At 65.9% G+C, this 14,970-nt stretch carries 19 protein-coding genes and 1 tRNA gene; 6 read left to right on the top strand and 14 right to left on the bottom strand.

Going from position 1 to position 14,970, the window contains the following annotated elements; all coding sequences use genetic code 11:
• Positions 1-266: 266 nt before the first annotated feature.
• A complete protein-coding gene (locus tag DQW50_RS12200) occupies positions 267-593 on the bottom strand; it encodes a hypothetical protein (protein ID WP_112079555.1) in 327 nt (108 codons plus the stop codon).
• 305 nt (positions 594-898) lie between these two features.
• Between DQW50_RS12200 and DQW50_RS12195 the strand changes: the two genes are divergently transcribed.
• Complete coding sequence (locus DQW50_RS12195; RefSeq protein WP_112079554.1) at positions 899-1,801, top strand: aldo/keto reductase; 903 nt, start codon at positions 899-901, stop codon at positions 1,799-1,801.
• 98 nt (positions 1,802-1,899) lie between these two features.
• Positions 1,900-4,308, top strand: coding sequence for an ATP-dependent DNA helicase (locus DQW50_RS12190; protein WP_112079553.1), 2,409 nt, complete (start codon positions 1,900-1,902; stop codon positions 4,306-4,308).
• Between the two features lie 446 nt (positions 4,309-4,754).
• On the opposite strand, the gene DQW50_RS12185 is transcribed toward DQW50_RS12190, so the two are convergent.
• From DQW50_RS12185 to DQW50_RS12135, 11 genes are all read right to left on the bottom strand, one after another.
• Complete coding sequence (locus DQW50_RS12185; RefSeq protein WP_112079552.1) at positions 4,755-5,366, bottom strand: translation initiation factor IF-2 subunit beta; 612 nt, start codon at positions 5,364-5,366, stop codon at positions 4,755-4,757.
• Between the two features lie 82 nt (positions 5,367-5,448).
• Positions 5,449-5,634, bottom strand: a complete 186-nt coding sequence (locus DQW50_RS12180; protein ID WP_112079551.1) for a hypothetical protein — start codon at positions 5,632-5,634, stop codon at positions 5,449-5,451.
• 220 nt (positions 5,635-5,854) lie between these two features.
• Positions 5,855-5,929 (bottom strand) — tRNA-Met (locus tag DQW50_RS12175).
• Positions 5,930-6,041: 112 nt separating this feature from the next.
• On the bottom strand, positions 6,042-7,184 hold the full coding sequence (ftsY, locus tag DQW50_RS12170; RefSeq protein ID WP_112079550.1) for a signal recognition particle-docking protein FtsY: 1,143 nt from the start codon (positions 7,182-7,184) through the stop codon (positions 6,042-6,044).
• A gap of 11 nt (positions 7,185-7,195) precedes the next feature.
• Entirely contained in the window at positions 7,196-7,648 is a 453-nt protein-coding gene (gene pfdA, locus DQW50_RS12165; protein ID WP_112079549.1) for a prefoldin subunit alpha, read from the bottom strand.
• The gene (gene rpl18a, locus DQW50_RS12160; RefSeq protein ID WP_112079548.1) at positions 7,648-7,824 is read right to left on the bottom strand and encodes a 50S ribosomal protein L18Ae; all 177 of its coding nucleotides are present in this window, start codon (positions 7,822-7,824) and stop codon (positions 7,648-7,650) included. The genes pfdA and rpl18a overlap by 1 nt, the downstream gene beginning before the upstream one ends.
• Positions 7,825-7,929: 105 nt before the next feature.
• The gene (locus DQW50_RS12155; protein ID WP_112079547.1) at positions 7,930-8,595 is read right to left on the bottom strand and encodes a translation initiation factor IF-6; all 666 of its coding nucleotides are present in this window, start codon (positions 8,593-8,595) and stop codon (positions 7,930-7,932) included.
• A gap of 1 nt (position 8,596) precedes the next feature.
• Positions 8,597-8,875, bottom strand: a complete 279-nt coding sequence (locus DQW50_RS12150) for a 50S ribosomal protein L31e (RefSeq protein WP_112079546.1) — start codon at positions 8,873-8,875, stop codon at positions 8,597-8,599.
• A complete protein-coding gene (locus DQW50_RS12145) occupies positions 8,876-9,028 on the bottom strand; it encodes a 50S ribosomal protein L39e (RefSeq protein ID WP_112079545.1) in 153 nt (50 codons plus the stop codon).
• A 125-nt stretch (positions 9,029-9,153) separates the two neighbouring features.
• A complete protein-coding gene (locus tag DQW50_RS12140; RefSeq protein ID WP_112079544.1) occupies positions 9,154-10,293 on the bottom strand; it encodes a M20 family metallopeptidase in 1,140 nt (379 codons plus the stop codon).
• A 63-nt stretch (positions 10,294-10,356) separates the two neighbouring features.
• Entirely contained in the window at positions 10,357-10,641 is a 285-nt protein-coding gene (locus DQW50_RS12135) for a DUF357 domain-containing protein (protein WP_112079543.1), read from the bottom strand.
• Between the two features lie 288 nt (positions 10,642-10,929).
• Between DQW50_RS12135 and DQW50_RS12130 the strand changes: the two genes are divergently transcribed.
• The 4 genes from DQW50_RS12130 to DQW50_RS12120 all read left to right on the top strand — a co-directional run bounded on the left by DQW50_RS12130 (position 10,930) and on the right by DQW50_RS12120 (position 13,203).
• Positions 10,930-11,139 carry a hypothetical protein gene (locus DQW50_RS12130; RefSeq protein WP_112079542.1) on the top strand — a complete coding sequence of 70 codons (210 nt, stop codon included), beginning with the start codon at positions 10,930-10,932 and terminating at the stop codon, positions 11,137-11,139.
• Positions 11,132-12,100: a hypothetical protein gene (locus DQW50_RS12125; protein ID WP_112079541.1), complete on the top strand. Its 969-nt coding sequence runs from the start codon at positions 11,132-11,134 to the stop codon at positions 12,098-12,100. Before DQW50_RS12130 ends, DQW50_RS12125 begins: the two co-directional genes overlap by 8 nt.
• Before the next feature lie 84 nt (positions 12,101-12,184).
• On the top strand, positions 12,185-12,316 hold the full coding sequence (locus DQW50_RS18645; RefSeq protein WP_255417639.1) for a hypothetical protein: 132 nt from the start codon (positions 12,185-12,187) through the stop codon (positions 12,314-12,316).
• A gap of 131 nt (positions 12,317-12,447) precedes the next feature.
• Entirely contained in the window at positions 12,448-13,203 is a 756-nt protein-coding gene (locus tag DQW50_RS12120) for a pirin family protein (RefSeq protein ID WP_112079540.1), read from the top strand.
• Between the two features lie 18 nt (positions 13,204-13,221).
• On the opposite strand, the gene DQW50_RS12115 is transcribed toward DQW50_RS12120, so the two are convergent.
• Positions 13,222-13,674: a DUF5804 family protein gene (locus tag DQW50_RS12115; protein WP_112079539.1), complete on the bottom strand. Its 453-nt coding sequence runs from the start codon at positions 13,672-13,674 to the stop codon at positions 13,222-13,224.
• 53 nt (positions 13,675-13,727) lie between these two features.
• Positions 13,728-14,930 carry a methionine adenosyltransferase gene (locus tag DQW50_RS12110; protein WP_112079538.1) on the bottom strand — a complete coding sequence of 401 codons (1,203 nt, stop codon included), beginning with the start codon at positions 14,928-14,930 and terminating at the stop codon, positions 13,728-13,730.
• Between the last annotated feature and the right edge of the window lie 40 nt (positions 14,931-14,970).

Genomic DNA, 14,970 nt, shown 5'->3' with positions numbered 1-14,970 from the left:
CCTTCACCGCGCCAGCAACGAGGCCTTCTCGATCAAACATTCCGTTCCAATAGCACTCTTCAGTGACCAGCCATTACAGACGAGAATATGTCTGAAAAAGAGGATTTCAACAGAGCCAGATAGGATTGACATCCTCCCCGCGCTTCAGCGCGAGGCTTTCTCCTCGATTCTCCGTAAGATGGATTGCGTCTTTCAGTCGTTCCCACTGAGCGGTGTTCGCAACCGAGATCAAGGAACTCGTATCAGCCAGTATCGGATAGCGAGCCTCACTCGCCATCGCTGCCCGTCAAGAATTCGGACGTGTCTCGCTCCATAGCTGACTCGAACGACTCTTTCTCTTCTTCCATCCTATCGAGTTTCTCACCGAGAAGGACACGGGCTACGTCCTCACCGATCTCGCCACGACTGTATCGTTCGTACACCGCAATCTTGTCCTGTTCATCTAATGACTGTCGGAGCATTTCGACCAGGCCGACGCGGGCGAGTTCGCTCACGTTGACGCCACCGATGTGAATTTCATCGAGGAGCTCCGCGGCCTCTTTTTCAGCTCCGGCACGGAACTGAATCGTCTTGTCATAGCTTGATCCGCTCATACGTTGACGTTCGACGTGGAGATGCATATATGTTATGACGCGTACCTACTTGTCATTACAAGTAGCCAAGAACGTAGCACTACCAGACAGGTCTCCCCTCTCAAGAGGTGTGATGTGAGTTAGGAATCATGTAGAACCATTATGATCTAATGAAATGAGCGAAAGCTAGTGGACTCGTCCTTCTCCTGAGCAGGATCGGTTGTCTCTGTTGAGATCCCATTCATCGAGAGCAGTTCACGTTATTGCGTTGCGATCCGGTCAGGACCGTGAAGGACAGTTAAGATGTTACGTATCGATCGGTACGCATGGAAACCCGCCCACTCGGCGACACCGGCCACGAGAGTAGTATCCTGACGTACGGCTCTATCGCCTTGAACTACGTCGAACAGGAGCGGGCCAACCGGATGGTCGACGCGGCCATCGACGCCGGCGTCAACCACTTCGACGTCGCCCCGACCTACGGCGACGCCGAGGTGAAACTCGCACCCAAACTGAACGAGTACCGGGACGACGTCTTCCTCGGGTGTAAGACACAGGAGCGGACCTACTACGGAGCCTGGGGCGAACTCCACAGGTCGCTTGCTCGGTTAGGCGTCGACAAGATAGACCTCTATCAGTTCCACGCCGTCACCCGATACGACGAACTCGACGCCATAACGGGTGACTACTCACCGGAAATGGCACAGGGGGACCACGACCCCGGCGCGTTACGGGCGTTCATCGAGGCAAAGGAGGAAGGCCTCATCGACCACATCGGGCTGACCAGCCACGGTGACCCGAGCCTCATCCGCACTGCCATCGAGCGCGTCGACGAACTGGAAACGGTGATGTTCCCGTTCAACTACACGCTGGCAGCAAAGGACGGGCCGGAGCACGACTACGGTTCCGTCCTCGAGCTCGCCGAGGAGGAGGGACTCGGTACGCTGTGTATCAAGGGCTTCGCCAAGCAACCGTGGCCTGACGACCTGCCCGCCGAAGAGCGCCCATACAACACGTGGTACGAGCCCTACGACACGGCGACGGAGCTCGAGGAGTGTCTCCGGTTCTCGCTTTCACACGGCATGACCTCCATTCCGAGCGCTGGCGACCCCGAACTCCTGCCCGCGATCCTGAAGGCAGCACGGGAGTACGAACCGATGAGCGAGGAAGAACGGGCCGAGATTCGCGAGCGCGCGGAGGACAACGACTCCCCCGTGCCTGCGCCGTGACACCCTCCCCGCCCTAGAGAGCGAAGAACGGCGTCATCGAACACGACGGGTGAGTGGGAACGGTTTTTAGCCTATCAGGCCTCACGTCTCGGTATCCCGTGTCCGAGAGTTCCGAGGCGTCATGGCGGACCTATTTCGGCTTCGACGATCCGTACGAGAATCAGGGCGACGTCATCGAGAACATCATCGACACCGCCCGTAATTCCGGGTATTTGGCGATGGAAGGCCCGTGCGGGACGGGAAAAACGATGGCAGCGCTCACGGCGGCGAGTTATCTCGTCCGGGAAACCGATCAGTTCGAGAACGCGGTCGTCGTCACGCCAGTCAAACAACAGCGCCAGCAGTTCGTCGAAGACCTCCGGGTCATCAACGGCAGGGTCGACGACCCGTTGGCAGGGATCGCACTCGTCGGGAAACGAGATCTATGCCCGTACGGGCGTGAAAACGTGTTTCCGGCCGGGAGTAGCGTCCAGGAACGGTGTGAGGACCTGCGGGAAACCACGGCCGGGCTCGTCAACGAAGACAGCGACCTCCAGGTCCCACAACAGTTCGAGACGACGGACGCGTCATCTCCGCCGGAACCGGTTCCGGAGGAAGACAAGTGGTGGGACCCGGCGAAAGGCCACGTCCTCGTCGAGAACGCTCGGCGGGATCCGCTCGACGAGGACGCCGAACCGCTTCACACTGCCGGGCGAACCGCGCCGTATCCACGGTCCCAACCGTCGACGACCCCGGAGATGACGGGGTCCGAGACCCGGCAACTGTACTGTCCGTTCGAAGCCGACTGGTACGGTCGTGACAAGGGATCGCCGGTCGCGTTCTCTTCGGGCGATCGTCACGTCGTCACGACCGAGGAGCTCCTGCCGAACGCCGTCGAGGCGGGCACGTGTCCCCATCGGGCGATGTCGGTGCTGATGGAGAGTGCGGACGTCGTGATCGGAAACTACAACCATCTCTTCGACGCGGCCAGCCGTCAACTCACCGCGCCGATCCTTGGCGAGCGAACGCTCGTCATCGTGGACGAAGCACATCGGATGGAGGAACGCGTCCGTGACCTGCTCACGGACACGATCGGGTACTATACCGTGAAACGTGCCAAACACGACCTCGAACGGGTCCTCCACCCGGCACGGCAGGGGCCGCAGAACAGGCGCCAGCTCGAGTCCCGTCTCGCGTCCCACGACGTTCCGCTCGAAGCGGTCGAGACCGCAGCAACGTTCTACGACGACGTGTTGGGGTGGTTCGAGACCCGCGTGGACGACGAACTCCGGGACAGGTTCGAACGCTACGGCTCCGGGCTGGCGTGGAACTCGCTACCGGACGACGACGTCGAAATTCCACTTCGCGAGCCGAACGAGCCCGAACCGGACGAGTTCACGCGCTGGGCTGAGCGGGCCGGTCACGACGGGAACACGTTCCGGATGCTGAGCGAGGTCGGGTCCGCGGTCGAGGACACGTTAGAACGGATGGGTTCCGAGCGGGACTGTGTCTGTACCGCCGTCGGCGCACTGTTCGGGCAGTGGTGGGAACGGGACCACGTCGAGTACTTCCGCGAGATCGAGCTGGACCGCTCGGAGAAAGACGACCGGGACGTCGACGAGCCGTGGATGAACCACTACAACGCGTCGCTCGTGATGTACAACTGTATGCCGTCCCGGAAGATCAAGGAGATCCTCGACGACTTCGGCGGCGGCGTCCTGATGAGCGCGACCCTCGAACCGCTCTCGATTTTCGAGGAAGTCACCGGGCTTCGGGAGGCAGCGATCGACGACGAGGACCCCCGCGTCGTCTCCACACGCACGTACGATCTGACGTTTCCCGAGGCGAACCGTGCCAGCTGGATCGTCGATGTCGAAGCGTTCAAGAAACGGAACCGGGGCGAACCAGATCCCGGGAACGCGAACGGGACTCGGGAGCGGTACGCCTACGTCGCACGGGAGATCGCACGGAGCCACGGCAACGTCCTCCTCGCGTGGCCGAACTATTCCGAAGCCGAATGGGCAGCTGCTCGGCTCCGGGATGAGATCGACAAGCCGGTTCTGCTCGATCGGTCCTCGAGTCACGAGGAGACGCGCGAACTGAAACGCGAGTTCGTTCACGGCGAACCGAGCGTCCTCGTGACGAGTACCCGCGGCACGTTGACCGAAGGCGTCGATTACGATGGGGACGACTTACACACGTGCGCCGTGTTCGGCGTTCCGCTCGTGAACATCGGGTCACCCAGAGTTCAAGCCGTCCAACACGCGTACGGTGACCGGTTCGGATCGGAAAACGCGTTCACCTACTCGCTCACGATCCCGGCGGTGCGGCAGGTGCGACAAGCGCTCGGTAGGGTCATCCGCGGGCCGGACGAACGCGGTGTCCGGATCGTCGTCGGCGAACGGTTCGTCCCGAACGCGTTACACTCGGTGTACGACTACTTCCCACGGAACGAGCGGGAGGAGTTCGTACGGATGAAACCGGACTTCCTGGAGTCACAGTTCGAAACGTTTTGGAACCGTGGATGACGTCTCGGAGACGCGAACCGTAGACCGATAGTCATCCCCTCGTGGCGGTCGGCAGCCGTACACCAGTACGCTGACCGACGAACGGGTGTTCCTCGTCCGTGACGAACTGGACCGTAGGCAGAGATCGTTGCGTTATCGGTGTGTTCTCGATGCGACGAAGGCTGTCGTTACGGTTCGATAACGGGCTCGTAACTAAGCCTACCGAGAGTCGAGAACGTCCATGGAATCCATCGAGCGAACTCGATCGTACCACGCCGTCTGCCGCGAGTGCCCCACGGAACGGGTATTCGAGTCGGCGGACGAAGCACACACGTTCGTGACAGAACATGCGGACCGAACCGACCATACGGTAGTCGCGGAGCGAGTGGACTGACCCGCACCGGGACGTGAACCCACGGTCGGCGAACCGAACTCGATCCGGGCGAGGTCACTCGATCCGGGCGAGATCAGTTCTCCCGGCGGGCGAACGCGAGGTTGCCGGAGACGTTCTTGATGTACGCCCGGACGGTCTCGCCCTCCTGTGCGCCGGGGACGAAGACGGTGTACTCGCCGACCTCGGCGACGCCGTCGCCCTTGCGGCCGGTGCCGACGATCTCGAGCTCGTACGTCTTGCCCTCCTCGATGGCCTCCTCCTGACGCTGGGTGTTCGACGTCGTCTGTTTGGCGACCGGTCGGAACGCCCCACAGGCCTCACACCGGAGCATGGGCGTTCGGTTCTCCGTCTCCAGTCGCGTGTCGGGCAGGCCACACTCCGAACAGGTGACGAACGACTCGATGTAGGAGTCGATCGCCGCCTGGAAATCGCGCTCGCGGAAGTTCCCGCTGTAGCGTGCCCTGCCGTCCTCGTACTGGCCGGCCGTCCCGAGCTCCTGTTGGATCTTCGAGTGGACGTGCTCGGGCTCGCGGCTCAACGCGTCGGCGATGGCCGAGAGGTTCGTCAGTCGGGTGAACGCGCCGTCCTTCTGCGTTTCGGGGTCGGGGACCGACAACCGCTCGTCGGATCCGTCGAAGTCCGGAACCGCGTCCATCGCGCGGTCGAGGCTCGATTCGTATTCCATACGGATACGAACGGCTGGCCGACGGAAATCGCTTCCGGGTTCCGAGCGCGGGCTCTACGATCCGCCCCGTTCTCGCCAGCGTTTACAAGATCGTCCGGAGCAGTCCGACTGCGAGGACACACACGAGGAGGTACGAGAGGACGACGAGGACGTTCCGTTTGGGGGCGTTCCGCGCCGTTCCCGGGAGGAGTTTCGGGAGCGAGCGGAGGTGGAGAGCGTCGTGACTCCCGCGGCGTTGGTCCGGTTCCTCTGGCCTGCCGTCGTCCATCACGGCGTGACGGTACCGTCCCTTCCGGTTAGCTATGTACCGCGATAACGAGTTTACGACCCGGTTAACGACCCCACGATCCCGTCCGTCACGGGACTTCCTTCCGGACGCCGCGTCGGTACACGACCTCGAGCGCCTCGATGGGTGGACCTCTCGACGGTCGAACTCGATTCGACGGAACGGACCACTTCCGGGGCGACCCGTCGATGGAGAGGAGAAGTAGCGGGAGGTAGATTTGAACTACCGATCTCCGGGTTATGAGCCCGGCGGAATCTCCTGGCTATCCCATCCCGCTATCGGGATCAACTCGGGGTAAACTGTTAAGGGTTCTGATCCCGCCGCCGGTATGCGGTTCGCTCTCGTGTGGTTTATAACAGGATCGGCGGACGCGGGCCGGCGTTTCCGGGCTATTCTTCGCCGAGCAGGCGGTCGACGAGTTCCTCGGGATCGAACCGTTCGAGGTCGTCGTACCCCTGGCCGGTCCCCAGAAAGAGGACCGGCTTGCCCGTGACGTACGCGACGGAGATCGCCGCGCCACCGGAGGAGTCGGCGTCCGCCTTCGTCAACACCGCGCCGTCGATCTCGGCGGCCTCGTTGAACTCCTTCGCGCGGTTGACCGCGTCCTGTCCCGCGACCGCCTCGTCGACGAACAGTGTCATGTCGGGGTCGACGACGCGGTCGATCTTCTCGAGTTGCGCCATCAGGTCGTCGCTCGTGTGGAGCCGGCCGGCGGTGTCGCCGAGGACGACGTCGACGTCGTTCGCCTCGGCGTACTCCACGCCGTCGTAGATCACGGCGGCGGGGTCGCCGCCCTGGTCGTGGGCGATCAGCTCGCGGTCCAACCGCTCCGCGTGCTCGGCGATCTGTTCGTTCGCGCCCGCGCGGTAGGTGTCGCCGTTCGCCAGCACCGACGAGTAACCGCGTGCCTCGAGCCACTCGGAGAGCTTTGCGATGGTCGTCGTCTTCCCCACGCCGTTGACGCCGGTGAAGACGATCGTCAGCGGCTTCTCGGCCTCGGCGACACGCTCCTCGAAGTCGAACTGACCGACCGCGATGACGTCGAGGAGCGCGTCGTGAAGCGCCCGCTCGACCAGCTCGCCGGTCGTCTCGACCTGCTTTCGGGACTCGCCGAGCATCGTTTCGCGGACCGTTTCGAGGATCCGCTCGGCGACGCTCATCTCCACGTCGCTCTCTAAGAGGGCCATCTCGAGGTCCCAGAGCGGCTCCTCCAAGTCCTCCTCCTCGATGATGATCCGGCCCGTCGCGAACGCCTTCGCGCGCTGGAAGGTGCTCGGCTCCGTCGACTCGTCGCTCGCGTCGTCGACCGAGGTGGTTTCGCTCGCGTCGACAGTCGGGGCGCCGGCTGTTTCGTCCGCCGCGCCCCCGGCCGCGTCGTCCGCCGCGGATCGCCCGCTCGCGTCGGCCGTCTGCTCTTCGTCTTCGGGGGCTCCCTCTCCTTCTGGAGCCTCCTCGCTCCCGGGAGCCTCCTCCGTGGACTCCGCTACGTCCTCACGGAAGCTGTTCAGCTTGTCCTTCAGTCCGTCGAACACGGTCCGTTACCTCACTCGTCGTCGGCCTGCTGTTGCATCTGCTGCATCTGCTGTTGTTGCATCTGCTGTTGCATCTGCTGGGCCTGCTGTTCGAGCTCCTGGCTCTCGGACTCCAGCTCGTCGATATCCGCCTGTGTCTCCTCGATCCGGTCGTCGAGCGCGTCCTGCTTGCGGCGGAGGACGTCGATGGCGTCGTCCTGGTCCTGTTCGGCCGAGTAGTTGCCGCCGAGCGAGACGACGACCTCGTCGATGTCCTGGACCTCAGCGCGGACGTACGCGCCGCCGCCGAGCGGCACCTGGACCGTCGCGCCGGTCTCGAGCGTCTCGATCGCCTCGACCGCCTCGTCGATGTCGGCTTTCTCCCCGCGGTATCCCTCGACCTCCGACTCGAGCGCTTCGATCTCCTGATCGAGCGCCTGAAGCTCCTGGGAGAGCTGCTGGAGCTGCTGTTGTCCGCCGCCCATCATGCTGCGGACACCTCCTCGATATCGATCTGGGTGCGCTTTCGCCCGTGTTGGCTACCCACCTGCGTGTAGATACGCTCGCGTGCGAGGTCCTCGTTCTCCGCCTCGACCTCCTTGGTGAACGGCTGGTATCCGTCCCTGCTCTGGAACCGTCCGCTCACGGTGTAAGTACTCATGTCACAGCATCCGGTAGGGACAGGGAAGTATCTTCCTAAAAACGGACGGCGGAACGGTGCCGGAAGACGCGACGAGAACGGGAGCGTGGGCGAGTCTCTCGGCAGTCAGTCGATGAACCCGAGCGTCTCCTCGATGCGTCCGAGTTCGGGGCCAGTCGTGTCCTCGCCGACGACGTAGCCGTCGTCGCTCGCGAGGAGTCCGGAGCCGACGAGCGGCGCGCCGTAGTTGACCGTCCCGAGGTCCGCGCGAACGTCGAGCGCCTCCTCGACGGCCTGTAGCTCCGGCTCGCTGGACTTCGGGTGACAGAGGACGCCCGTGTCGTTCGCGACCGCGGCGGTGCCGACCGTCCGGACGTCCGCCAGATCGCCGCGCTCGACCGGGACGTCCAGCGTCCGTTTTATCGTCCGGATCGCCTCGCGCGGCAGGTCCGGGTGGACGTACGCGCCGTAGTCGTTGGCCAACACGACGTTACCGGCGGCGTTGATCCGGCCGGGAAGCTCGCTGACCTCCCGGTCCGCGGCCTCGGCGATCCGGTCCTTCTCGCGTTCGGTCGCGCGCTCCGAGACGAGCACGCCGTTCTCGTTGCCGGCAGCCAGCGACCCGACGGTGTTGGAGCCGCCGACGGTGGTCGCGAGCACGTCGGCGTCGAGTTCCGCGCCGAGGTCGTCGGCGAGGTCGTCGTCGACGTCCGGCCTGACCAGGAGGAGGTCGCCGGCGACGCGGGCGAATACCCCCACGTACGACGAGCCGGTGAAGGTCGCCCGTAACACGTTATTCGGCGTGCTCGGCTTCGACGACCGGCTCGCCGTCCTCGACGAACCGAGCCGCGCGGACGCGGAGCTTGCTCGGGGGGTTCTGCCGACCGTTCGCCCAGACGGCCTCGTTGACCGAGGCGTCGAGGATCACGTCGTCGCCGTCGACCGAGAAGTGCTTCGCGAGGTGCTCGCGGACGATCTTCACGGCGTAGTCGGCGCGCTGCTGGACGGGCTTCCCCTTGGCGTCGCGGAGCGGGACGGTGACGACGCGCTCCTCGAAATCACTCGTGCTCATTTACTCGTCGAGGTCGTTCCGACGCCAGTTGCGCCGCTTGGGGTTTCGCGTGACGTTCATGTCGGTCTTCATCATGACCCACGCCGGGACGCGGGTGTTCTGGCGGTCCGCCTTCGCCAGACGCTTCTTTTTGGCCTTCGATTTGTCTCCCATAGTGGGCTACCGTTCCGCCGGACCGCATAAAACCCCTTCCATACGACCCCGACGAGCGGTCCGTCACGGCCGTCGTCCGGTCGAAACGCCGCCGCGACGAACCGGTACCGGCCGCGACGACCCGGTCACCACTCGCGTTCCGCGAGCCCGGTATAGAGCTCCCGACACCGCTCGAGGACGTCGATCGAGACGCTCTCGGTCTCCGTGTGCGCCTCGCCGGGTTCGGAGGGGCCACACACGAGACACTCGGTGCCGGCCTCCGACAGCCAGCCCGCGTCGGTCGCGTGCGGCTTCGTCACGTGTTCCGGCCGGTCGAGCCCGCGTTCCTCGTGTACCTCGCGCGCGACCGCGAGCGCCGCGTCCGCGAACGCGTCGTCGCCACACCCCATCGGCGGGAGGTCCTGGTCCACGGTCCACTCGACGCCCGGTACGGTCTCCGTGCGGGCGAGGTCCGCCCGCACGCCGGGGACGGTTCGTTCGTCGATCGTCACCTCACACCGGTCGGGGATCACGTTCCAGGTGTCGCCGCCGTGGAACCCCGTGACGACGACCGATCCCGTCACCTCCTCGCCGAACACCGTCGTCGCCGGCGTGTCGAGTCCGCGGACGACGTCGACGGCGTCGCAGGCGCGGTAGATCGCGTTCTCGCCCGCAGCGGGCTCCGAGGCGTGCGCCGACGCCCCCTCCGCGACGAGCGTCGAAGCCCTCCGACCCTTGTGTGCGACGACGACGTCGGTCACGCCCGGTTTCGAGTAGTTCGTCGACCCCTCGGCGACGAGCGCGTGGTCGGGGCGAAACCCCTCCTCTATCGCGTGTCGTGCGCCCTCGCCGCCGGTCTCCTCGCCGACGAAGGAGGCGACCGCGAGTTCGCGGCCCGCGGGCGGGGTGGCGTCGCGGAACGCAAGCAGACAGGCCGCGACCGCGCCCTTCATGTCCGCCGTCCCCCGGCCGTGGATCCGCCCGTCCCGGCGCTCGACGACGTACTCCCCGTCCGTCCCCTCGCCGGTCGTCTGGCGCTCCGCGGGCGGGACCACGTCGTGGTGGCCGACGAGCGCGACCGTCCCCGCGTCCGGGTCCGTCCCGTTCCCGTCGACGTCGCTCCCGTCCGCCCGCTCGTACGCGATCACGTTGCCGGCGTCGTCGCGTTCGACGTCCGCGTCGGTCTCCGCCCGAAGCCACTCCTCGATGGCGTCGCCGGCGGCGGTCTCGTCCTCGTGGGAGGGGATCGAGACCAGCCGTTCGGTCAGATCCGCGAGTTCGCTCATACGGGTCCGTCGGGGGTCGAGTACATAAATACGGCCGGAAGGGTCCGCGCCGATCCCCTCAGGTCACGTCGTGAACAAGTCGGTGTCGTCCGGGACCGCGAACAGCCCCATCCTGACGCCGGCGTCGAGCCAGCCGTAGCCGTACGAGTAGGACGCGAGCGCGTTGACCGGATCCCCGTTCGCCCTGAAGTGCCGGCCGTCCTCCAGGTACGATCCCGCCATCTCGGCGACGTCGACGGCGGCGGCGCCGAGCGGGGTGTCCGCCGGCGGACGGGGGTCCGCAGCGTCGAGTGCGTCGGCGAGCATCCGCTCGTATCGGTCCGTCTTCTCCTCGAGGTCGGCGCTCATACCGTCCCGTTCTCGGGGACGAACAAAGTCGCTGCCTCCCCCGTTCTGCCGTCCGACCCCCCCACTCCGTCCTTCCTCCCCCGATTCGTGCTCCCGATCCGCGACCGATGTTGATGATCCGGGTGAACGCCGGATCTCTTGTTCCTCGGGCGACGAAGTAATCCCGGTCGGGGTGCCTCTGACGACACGTCCGACCGTGTCTTTTCCAACGCGCACGGGCTCGCGTCGGATCGCCGTCGTTCCGGGCCGACACGGGGCTATAGGGACCTCCGGCGTGTAGCTAGGGGCATGCCCGAGTCCGACGTCGTCGATTCGACCGCCGAGACCCGCCACCCGCTGCGGGACGGGACGCCGACGCCGGCGACGAACCCGGGATCGGGGCGCTCCGGTCCCGGAACGAACGGTCGGCCGTTCGCGGAGACGACCGATCACCGCGGAGGGGAAGGTGGACGTCGCGCGTTCGAGCGCCAGCGTCGCCGAGCGGGTCCGCATGACTGACCGGTCGCACCGCGTGGAACGCTGGTTCCTGTTGCGCGCGAACCGCCTCCTCGTCGCCGGCACGTTGACCGCTGTCGTGTTCGTCGCGTTCGTGGTCGTCGTCTCCGGACTCTCGCCACCGTTCGTCGAACGGATGGGTTCGAGCGACCCGGTCGAGACCCTGTTCGGTACGATGATCGCGGCCGTCGTGACCGGGACGACGCTCGTCGTCACGATCGGCCAGCTCGTGCTCACCCAAGAGAACGGCCCGCTCGGCGACCAGCGCGACCGAATGCGAAACTCGATGGACGTACGGGCGTTGACGGCCGAACTGATCGGCTCGCCCGCCTCGACGGACCCCGCTGTCTTCCTCGCCGACATCGTCGAGGCCGTCGCCGACGGAGCCGACGCCCTCCGGACGTCCGTCGCCGGTTCGGACGACGCGGACCTCCGGAACGACGTCGGGGCGTTCGCCGACGGCGTCACGAGGGACGCGACCGAGACGACGGAACGGCTCGACGGCGCTCGATTCGGCTCCTTCGACGTGGTCTCGGCCGCGCTCGGGTTCGAGTACGGCCGGAAGATCGCCCGGATCGAGCGTCTCTCGGCCGAGTACGAGGGGTCGCTCTCGGAGGCCGAACGCGCCCTGCTCGACGAGTTGCAGTCGTCGTTGGCGCTGTACGGTCCGGCACGGGAACACGTCAAGACCCTGTACTTCCAGTGGGCGCTCATCGACCTCTCACAGCGGATCCTCTACGCGGCCGTGCCCGCTCTGATCGTCGCCGGCACCGCGCTCGCCGTCGTCGACGTGACGACGTTCCCGGGGGCCACGCGCGGGATCGACCACGTCGTCCTCGCGGTCGGGGCCGCGTTCGCGGTGACGCTGTCCCCGTTCATGCTGTTCGTCTCCTACGTTCTCCGGATCCTCACGGTCGCGAAGGGGACGCTCGCCATCGAACCGCTGGTGTTGGACCGGAGCTGACTCCGATCGAGTTCCGCTCGAAACGGGCTCCGGGAAACGGCCCGAATGCCGAGTTTTATATTCCGGCTGATCGATGCCTCCGATATGAGCATCGGGAAGATCCTCAGCGGCGAAGAGCTCACCGTGCGGCGCGCGGGGATCATCATCGTCGGCTGGCTCGCGTTCGTCAGTATCGTCTCGGTTCTCCTCCTGTTGGTGACAACCTTCCGCGTGTGAATCGCCTCGGGGTCAAGCCCCGGGGCATTCGCCTCGACCGCCTGTAAAGTCGGCGAACGGCCGTCGCCTCGAGATCCGCACCGACCAGCGGAAGACGTCGTCTATTTCTGTCCCGCAGCCGTACCGTTCCCATGAGTACCGGATCGGCGGCAACGCTGTACACCGCCCCGCGATCGACGGTTTTCCGGGATCAGGGAGCGTTCCGGACCCGCTTCAACTTCCCCGGACGCCTCCGTCCCGACCACGAGGACCACGGGTACGGCCCCCTCTCGACCGTCGTCGAGTCGTTCATGGACCCCGGCACCCTGATCCCGATGCACCGGCATCGGAACGAGGAGATCGTCTCGTGGGTGCCCGCGGGCGTGATGCGTCACGACGACCGCCGGGGCAACGCGCTCGTCACCGACGCCGACCACCTCATGGTCATGAACGCGGGCGAGGGGTTCTGGCACGAGGAGCGCACCCTCGCGGACGACCCGCCCTTACGCATGCTCCAGATCTTCGTCCGGCCGCACGAGCTCGACCTCCCCGCGGGGATCCAGCACGAACCGCTCCCGGAGCCGGTCGCGGGCGAGTGGCGACACCTGTTCGGTCCCGAGGGCTCCGACGCTCCCCTGTCGGTCCGTAACCGCGTCCACCTCCACGACGCTCGCCTCGAGGCGGGCCGCGATCTCGCGGTCCCCGCCGAGGACGGCTGGGACACGTACTTCTACGTGTTCGATGGAACCGTCTCCGCCGGCGGCGAAACGCTCGAGTCGACCGAGAGCGGGCTGATCGTCGGCGACGGGGCCGAACTCACGCTCACCGCCGACGCCGACGCGACCCTGGTCGCGTTCCGCATCGACCCGGACGCGCCGGTCACCCGGCAGGGCACGATCGGGCGCTAGGCGGCGGATCGTGGGAGTTCATCCCGAGAACTCCGACTCGCTCACCCGCACCACGAGCGTCTCCTCGACGTCCCGGAGGTCGTACTCCGGGACTTCGCCCTGCGTCCGGCGCACGAAGAGCGGCTCGACCGGTTCGCCGTCGACGAGGCCGAACACCTTCAGCCGCTGGTCGGTCTCCTCGGGCGGGACCACCCCGTCGCGGACCTCGCGTGCGAGGTCGCGCGAGAGCCACTCGGATCGGGAGACGGACGGCTCGAGGACGATCGCCTCGGCGACGAATCTGACGAGGTACCAGTCGAGGTCGTTGAGCAGGGACACCGCCGTGCCGAGGCTCACGGTGTCGACGGCGACGCTGTTCGTGAACGGTTCGGCGATCTCGTAGGTCGCGAGCGCCTCCCGCGCGGTCTCGCGGGACAACAGCTCGTAACTCAGGTTCACGTCGGGGTCGCCGAGGAGACACACCCGCGTCACGTTCGGTGGCTCGCGGGGCCGTCCCAAATCGGTTGCGGTCGTCCGGCGCGACCTCAGAACGTCGAGACGTCGCCGTCGATGACGCGCCGGGTCACGCCGGTCACGTCGGCGAGCTCGTCGTCGACGATGGCGACGACCTCGTCTTCGATCGCCGACAGATCGACGTCCTCCTCGGTGACGATCTGCGCGTCGGCGACGTGGGGCTCGTCGATCGGCCGGCCGATCTGCGAGAGCAGTCGGACCTGGAGGTCGCGGATCCCGTCGACCTCGTCGGTCACCGTCTCCGCGATGTGCGTCGACAGCAGGTTGTAGATCTTCCCGATGTGGTTGACGGGGTTCTTCCCGGAGGTGGCCTCCATCGACATCGGCCGGTTGGGGGTGATGAGCCCGTTCGCGCGGTTGCCCCGCCCGACTGAGCCGTCGTCGCCCTGTTCGGCGGAGGTGCCGGTGACGGTGAGGTAGATCGAGCCCTCCTCGTAGTCGTCGGCCGTGTTGACGTCGACGTTGATCTCGCGGTCGGTGTGGCTCTCGGCGAGCCCGGTCACGAACTCGCGGACGTTCTCCACGGCGTCGTCGTAGTCGTCGAAGTCGTCGATGTAGGCGTCGACCATCGCGGCTGCGACCGTGATGTCGATGCGGTCACCCTCGCGTTTGCCCATCACCTTCACGTCGGGGCCGAGTTCGGGGTGGTCGGCGTAGTAGGTCGTGTTGAGCTCGCGTTCGGCCTCGTAGACGACGGTCTCGGTCTCCGTGAGCGGCGCGTGGCCGACGCCGAAGGAGGTGTCGTTGGCCATCGGGACCTCCTGGGTCTCCTCGCCGAAGACGTCCTGGAGGTCGCCGGAACCCTCGCCGAGGCGGACGTCGACGACGATGTCGGTCCCGTACTCGAGTTCGGGGATCGCCTCGGCGAGGTACTCGCGGGCGGCCGTGAGCGCGGTGGAGTCGACCGGGAGCTGTCGCCCCTCGTACTCCTTCGTGGCGCGGCCGACGATCAGGACGTAGATGGGTTCGACGACCTCGCCACCGCCGAACGCGGGGGCGGCACGACCCGCGACGAGCTGTGTCTCGTCGGTGTTGTAGTGGAGGACCTTCCCGACGCGGTCGAGGTAGAGCTGTGAGAGCGCCCGCGAGACCGACTCCGCGAGACCGTCACAGATCGAGTCGGGGTGGCCGATACCCTTCCGCTCGACGATCTCGACCTCCTGGTCCTCGACCGCCCGTCGGTCGAGGCGGCTGACTTGGATGTTCCGGCTCATGCCAGAATCGTCGTTCCCCGGCAGCAGTATAACTTGCGGA

Source organism: Halorubrum sp. 48-1-W, from assembly GCF_003287355.1.
Taxonomy (GTDB): domain Archaea; phylum Halobacteriota; class Halobacteria; order Halobacteriales; family Haloferacaceae; genus Halorubrum.
The sequence above is the reverse complement of the archived record's forward strand: the minus strand, read 5'-3'. Positions and strand labels throughout refer to the sequence as shown.

Excerpts from the sequence above, each read along its gene's own strand:
- DQW50_RS12200 (WP_112079555.1), bottom strand. The coding sequence starts at position 593 with ATGAGCGGATCAAGCTATGACAAGACGATTCAGTTCCGTGCCGGAGCT.
- DQW50_RS12195 (WP_112079554.1), top strand. The coding sequence starts at position 899 with ATGGAAACCCGCCCACTCGGCGACACCGGCCACGAGAGTAGTATCCTG.
- DQW50_RS12185 (WP_112079552.1), bottom strand. The coding sequence starts at position 5,366 with ATGGAATACGAATCGAGCCTCGACCGCGCGATGGACGCGGTTCCGGAC.
- DQW50_RS12180 (WP_112079551.1), bottom strand. The coding sequence starts at position 5,634 with ATGGACGACGGCAGGCCAGAGGAACCGGACCAACGCCGCGGGAGTCAC.
- pfdA (WP_112079549.1), bottom strand. The coding sequence starts at position 7,648 with ATGGGCGGCGGACAACAGCAGCTCCAGCAGCTCTCCCAGGAGCTTCAG.
- rpl18a (WP_112079548.1), bottom strand. The coding sequence starts at position 7,824 with ATGAGTACTTACACCGTGAGCGGACGGTTCCAGAGCAGGGACGGATAC.
- DQW50_RS12150 (WP_112079546.1), bottom strand. The coding sequence starts at position 8,875 with ATGAGCACGAGTGATTTCGAGGAGCGCGTCGTCACCGTCCCGCTCCGC.
- DQW50_RS12145 (WP_112079545.1), bottom strand. The coding sequence starts at position 9,028 with ATGGGAGACAAATCGAAGGCCAAAAAGAAGCGTCTGGCGAAGGCGGAC.
- DQW50_RS12140 (WP_112079544.1), bottom strand. The coding sequence starts at position 10,293 with ATGAGCGAACTCGCGGATCTGACCGAACGGCTGGTCTCGATCCCCTCC.
- DQW50_RS12135 (WP_112079543.1), bottom strand. The coding sequence starts at position 10,641 with ATGAGCGCCGACCTCGAGGAGAAGACGGACCGATACGAGCGGATGCTC.
- DQW50_RS12130 (WP_112079542.1), top strand. The coding sequence starts at position 10,930 with ATGCCCGAGTCCGACGTCGTCGATTCGACCGCCGAGACCCGCCACCCG.
- DQW50_RS12125 (WP_112079541.1), top strand. The coding sequence starts at position 11,132 with ATGACTGACCGGTCGCACCGCGTGGAACGCTGGTTCCTGTTGCGCGCG.
- DQW50_RS18645 (WP_255417639.1), top strand. The coding sequence starts at position 12,185 with ATGAGCATCGGGAAGATCCTCAGCGGCGAAGAGCTCACCGTGCGGCGC.
- DQW50_RS12120 (WP_112079540.1), top strand. The coding sequence starts at position 12,448 with ATGAGTACCGGATCGGCGGCAACGCTGTACACCGCCCCGCGATCGACG.
- DQW50_RS12110 (WP_112079538.1), bottom strand. The coding sequence starts at position 14,930 with ATGAGCCGGAACATCCAAGTCAGCCGCCTCGACCGACGGGCGGTCGAG.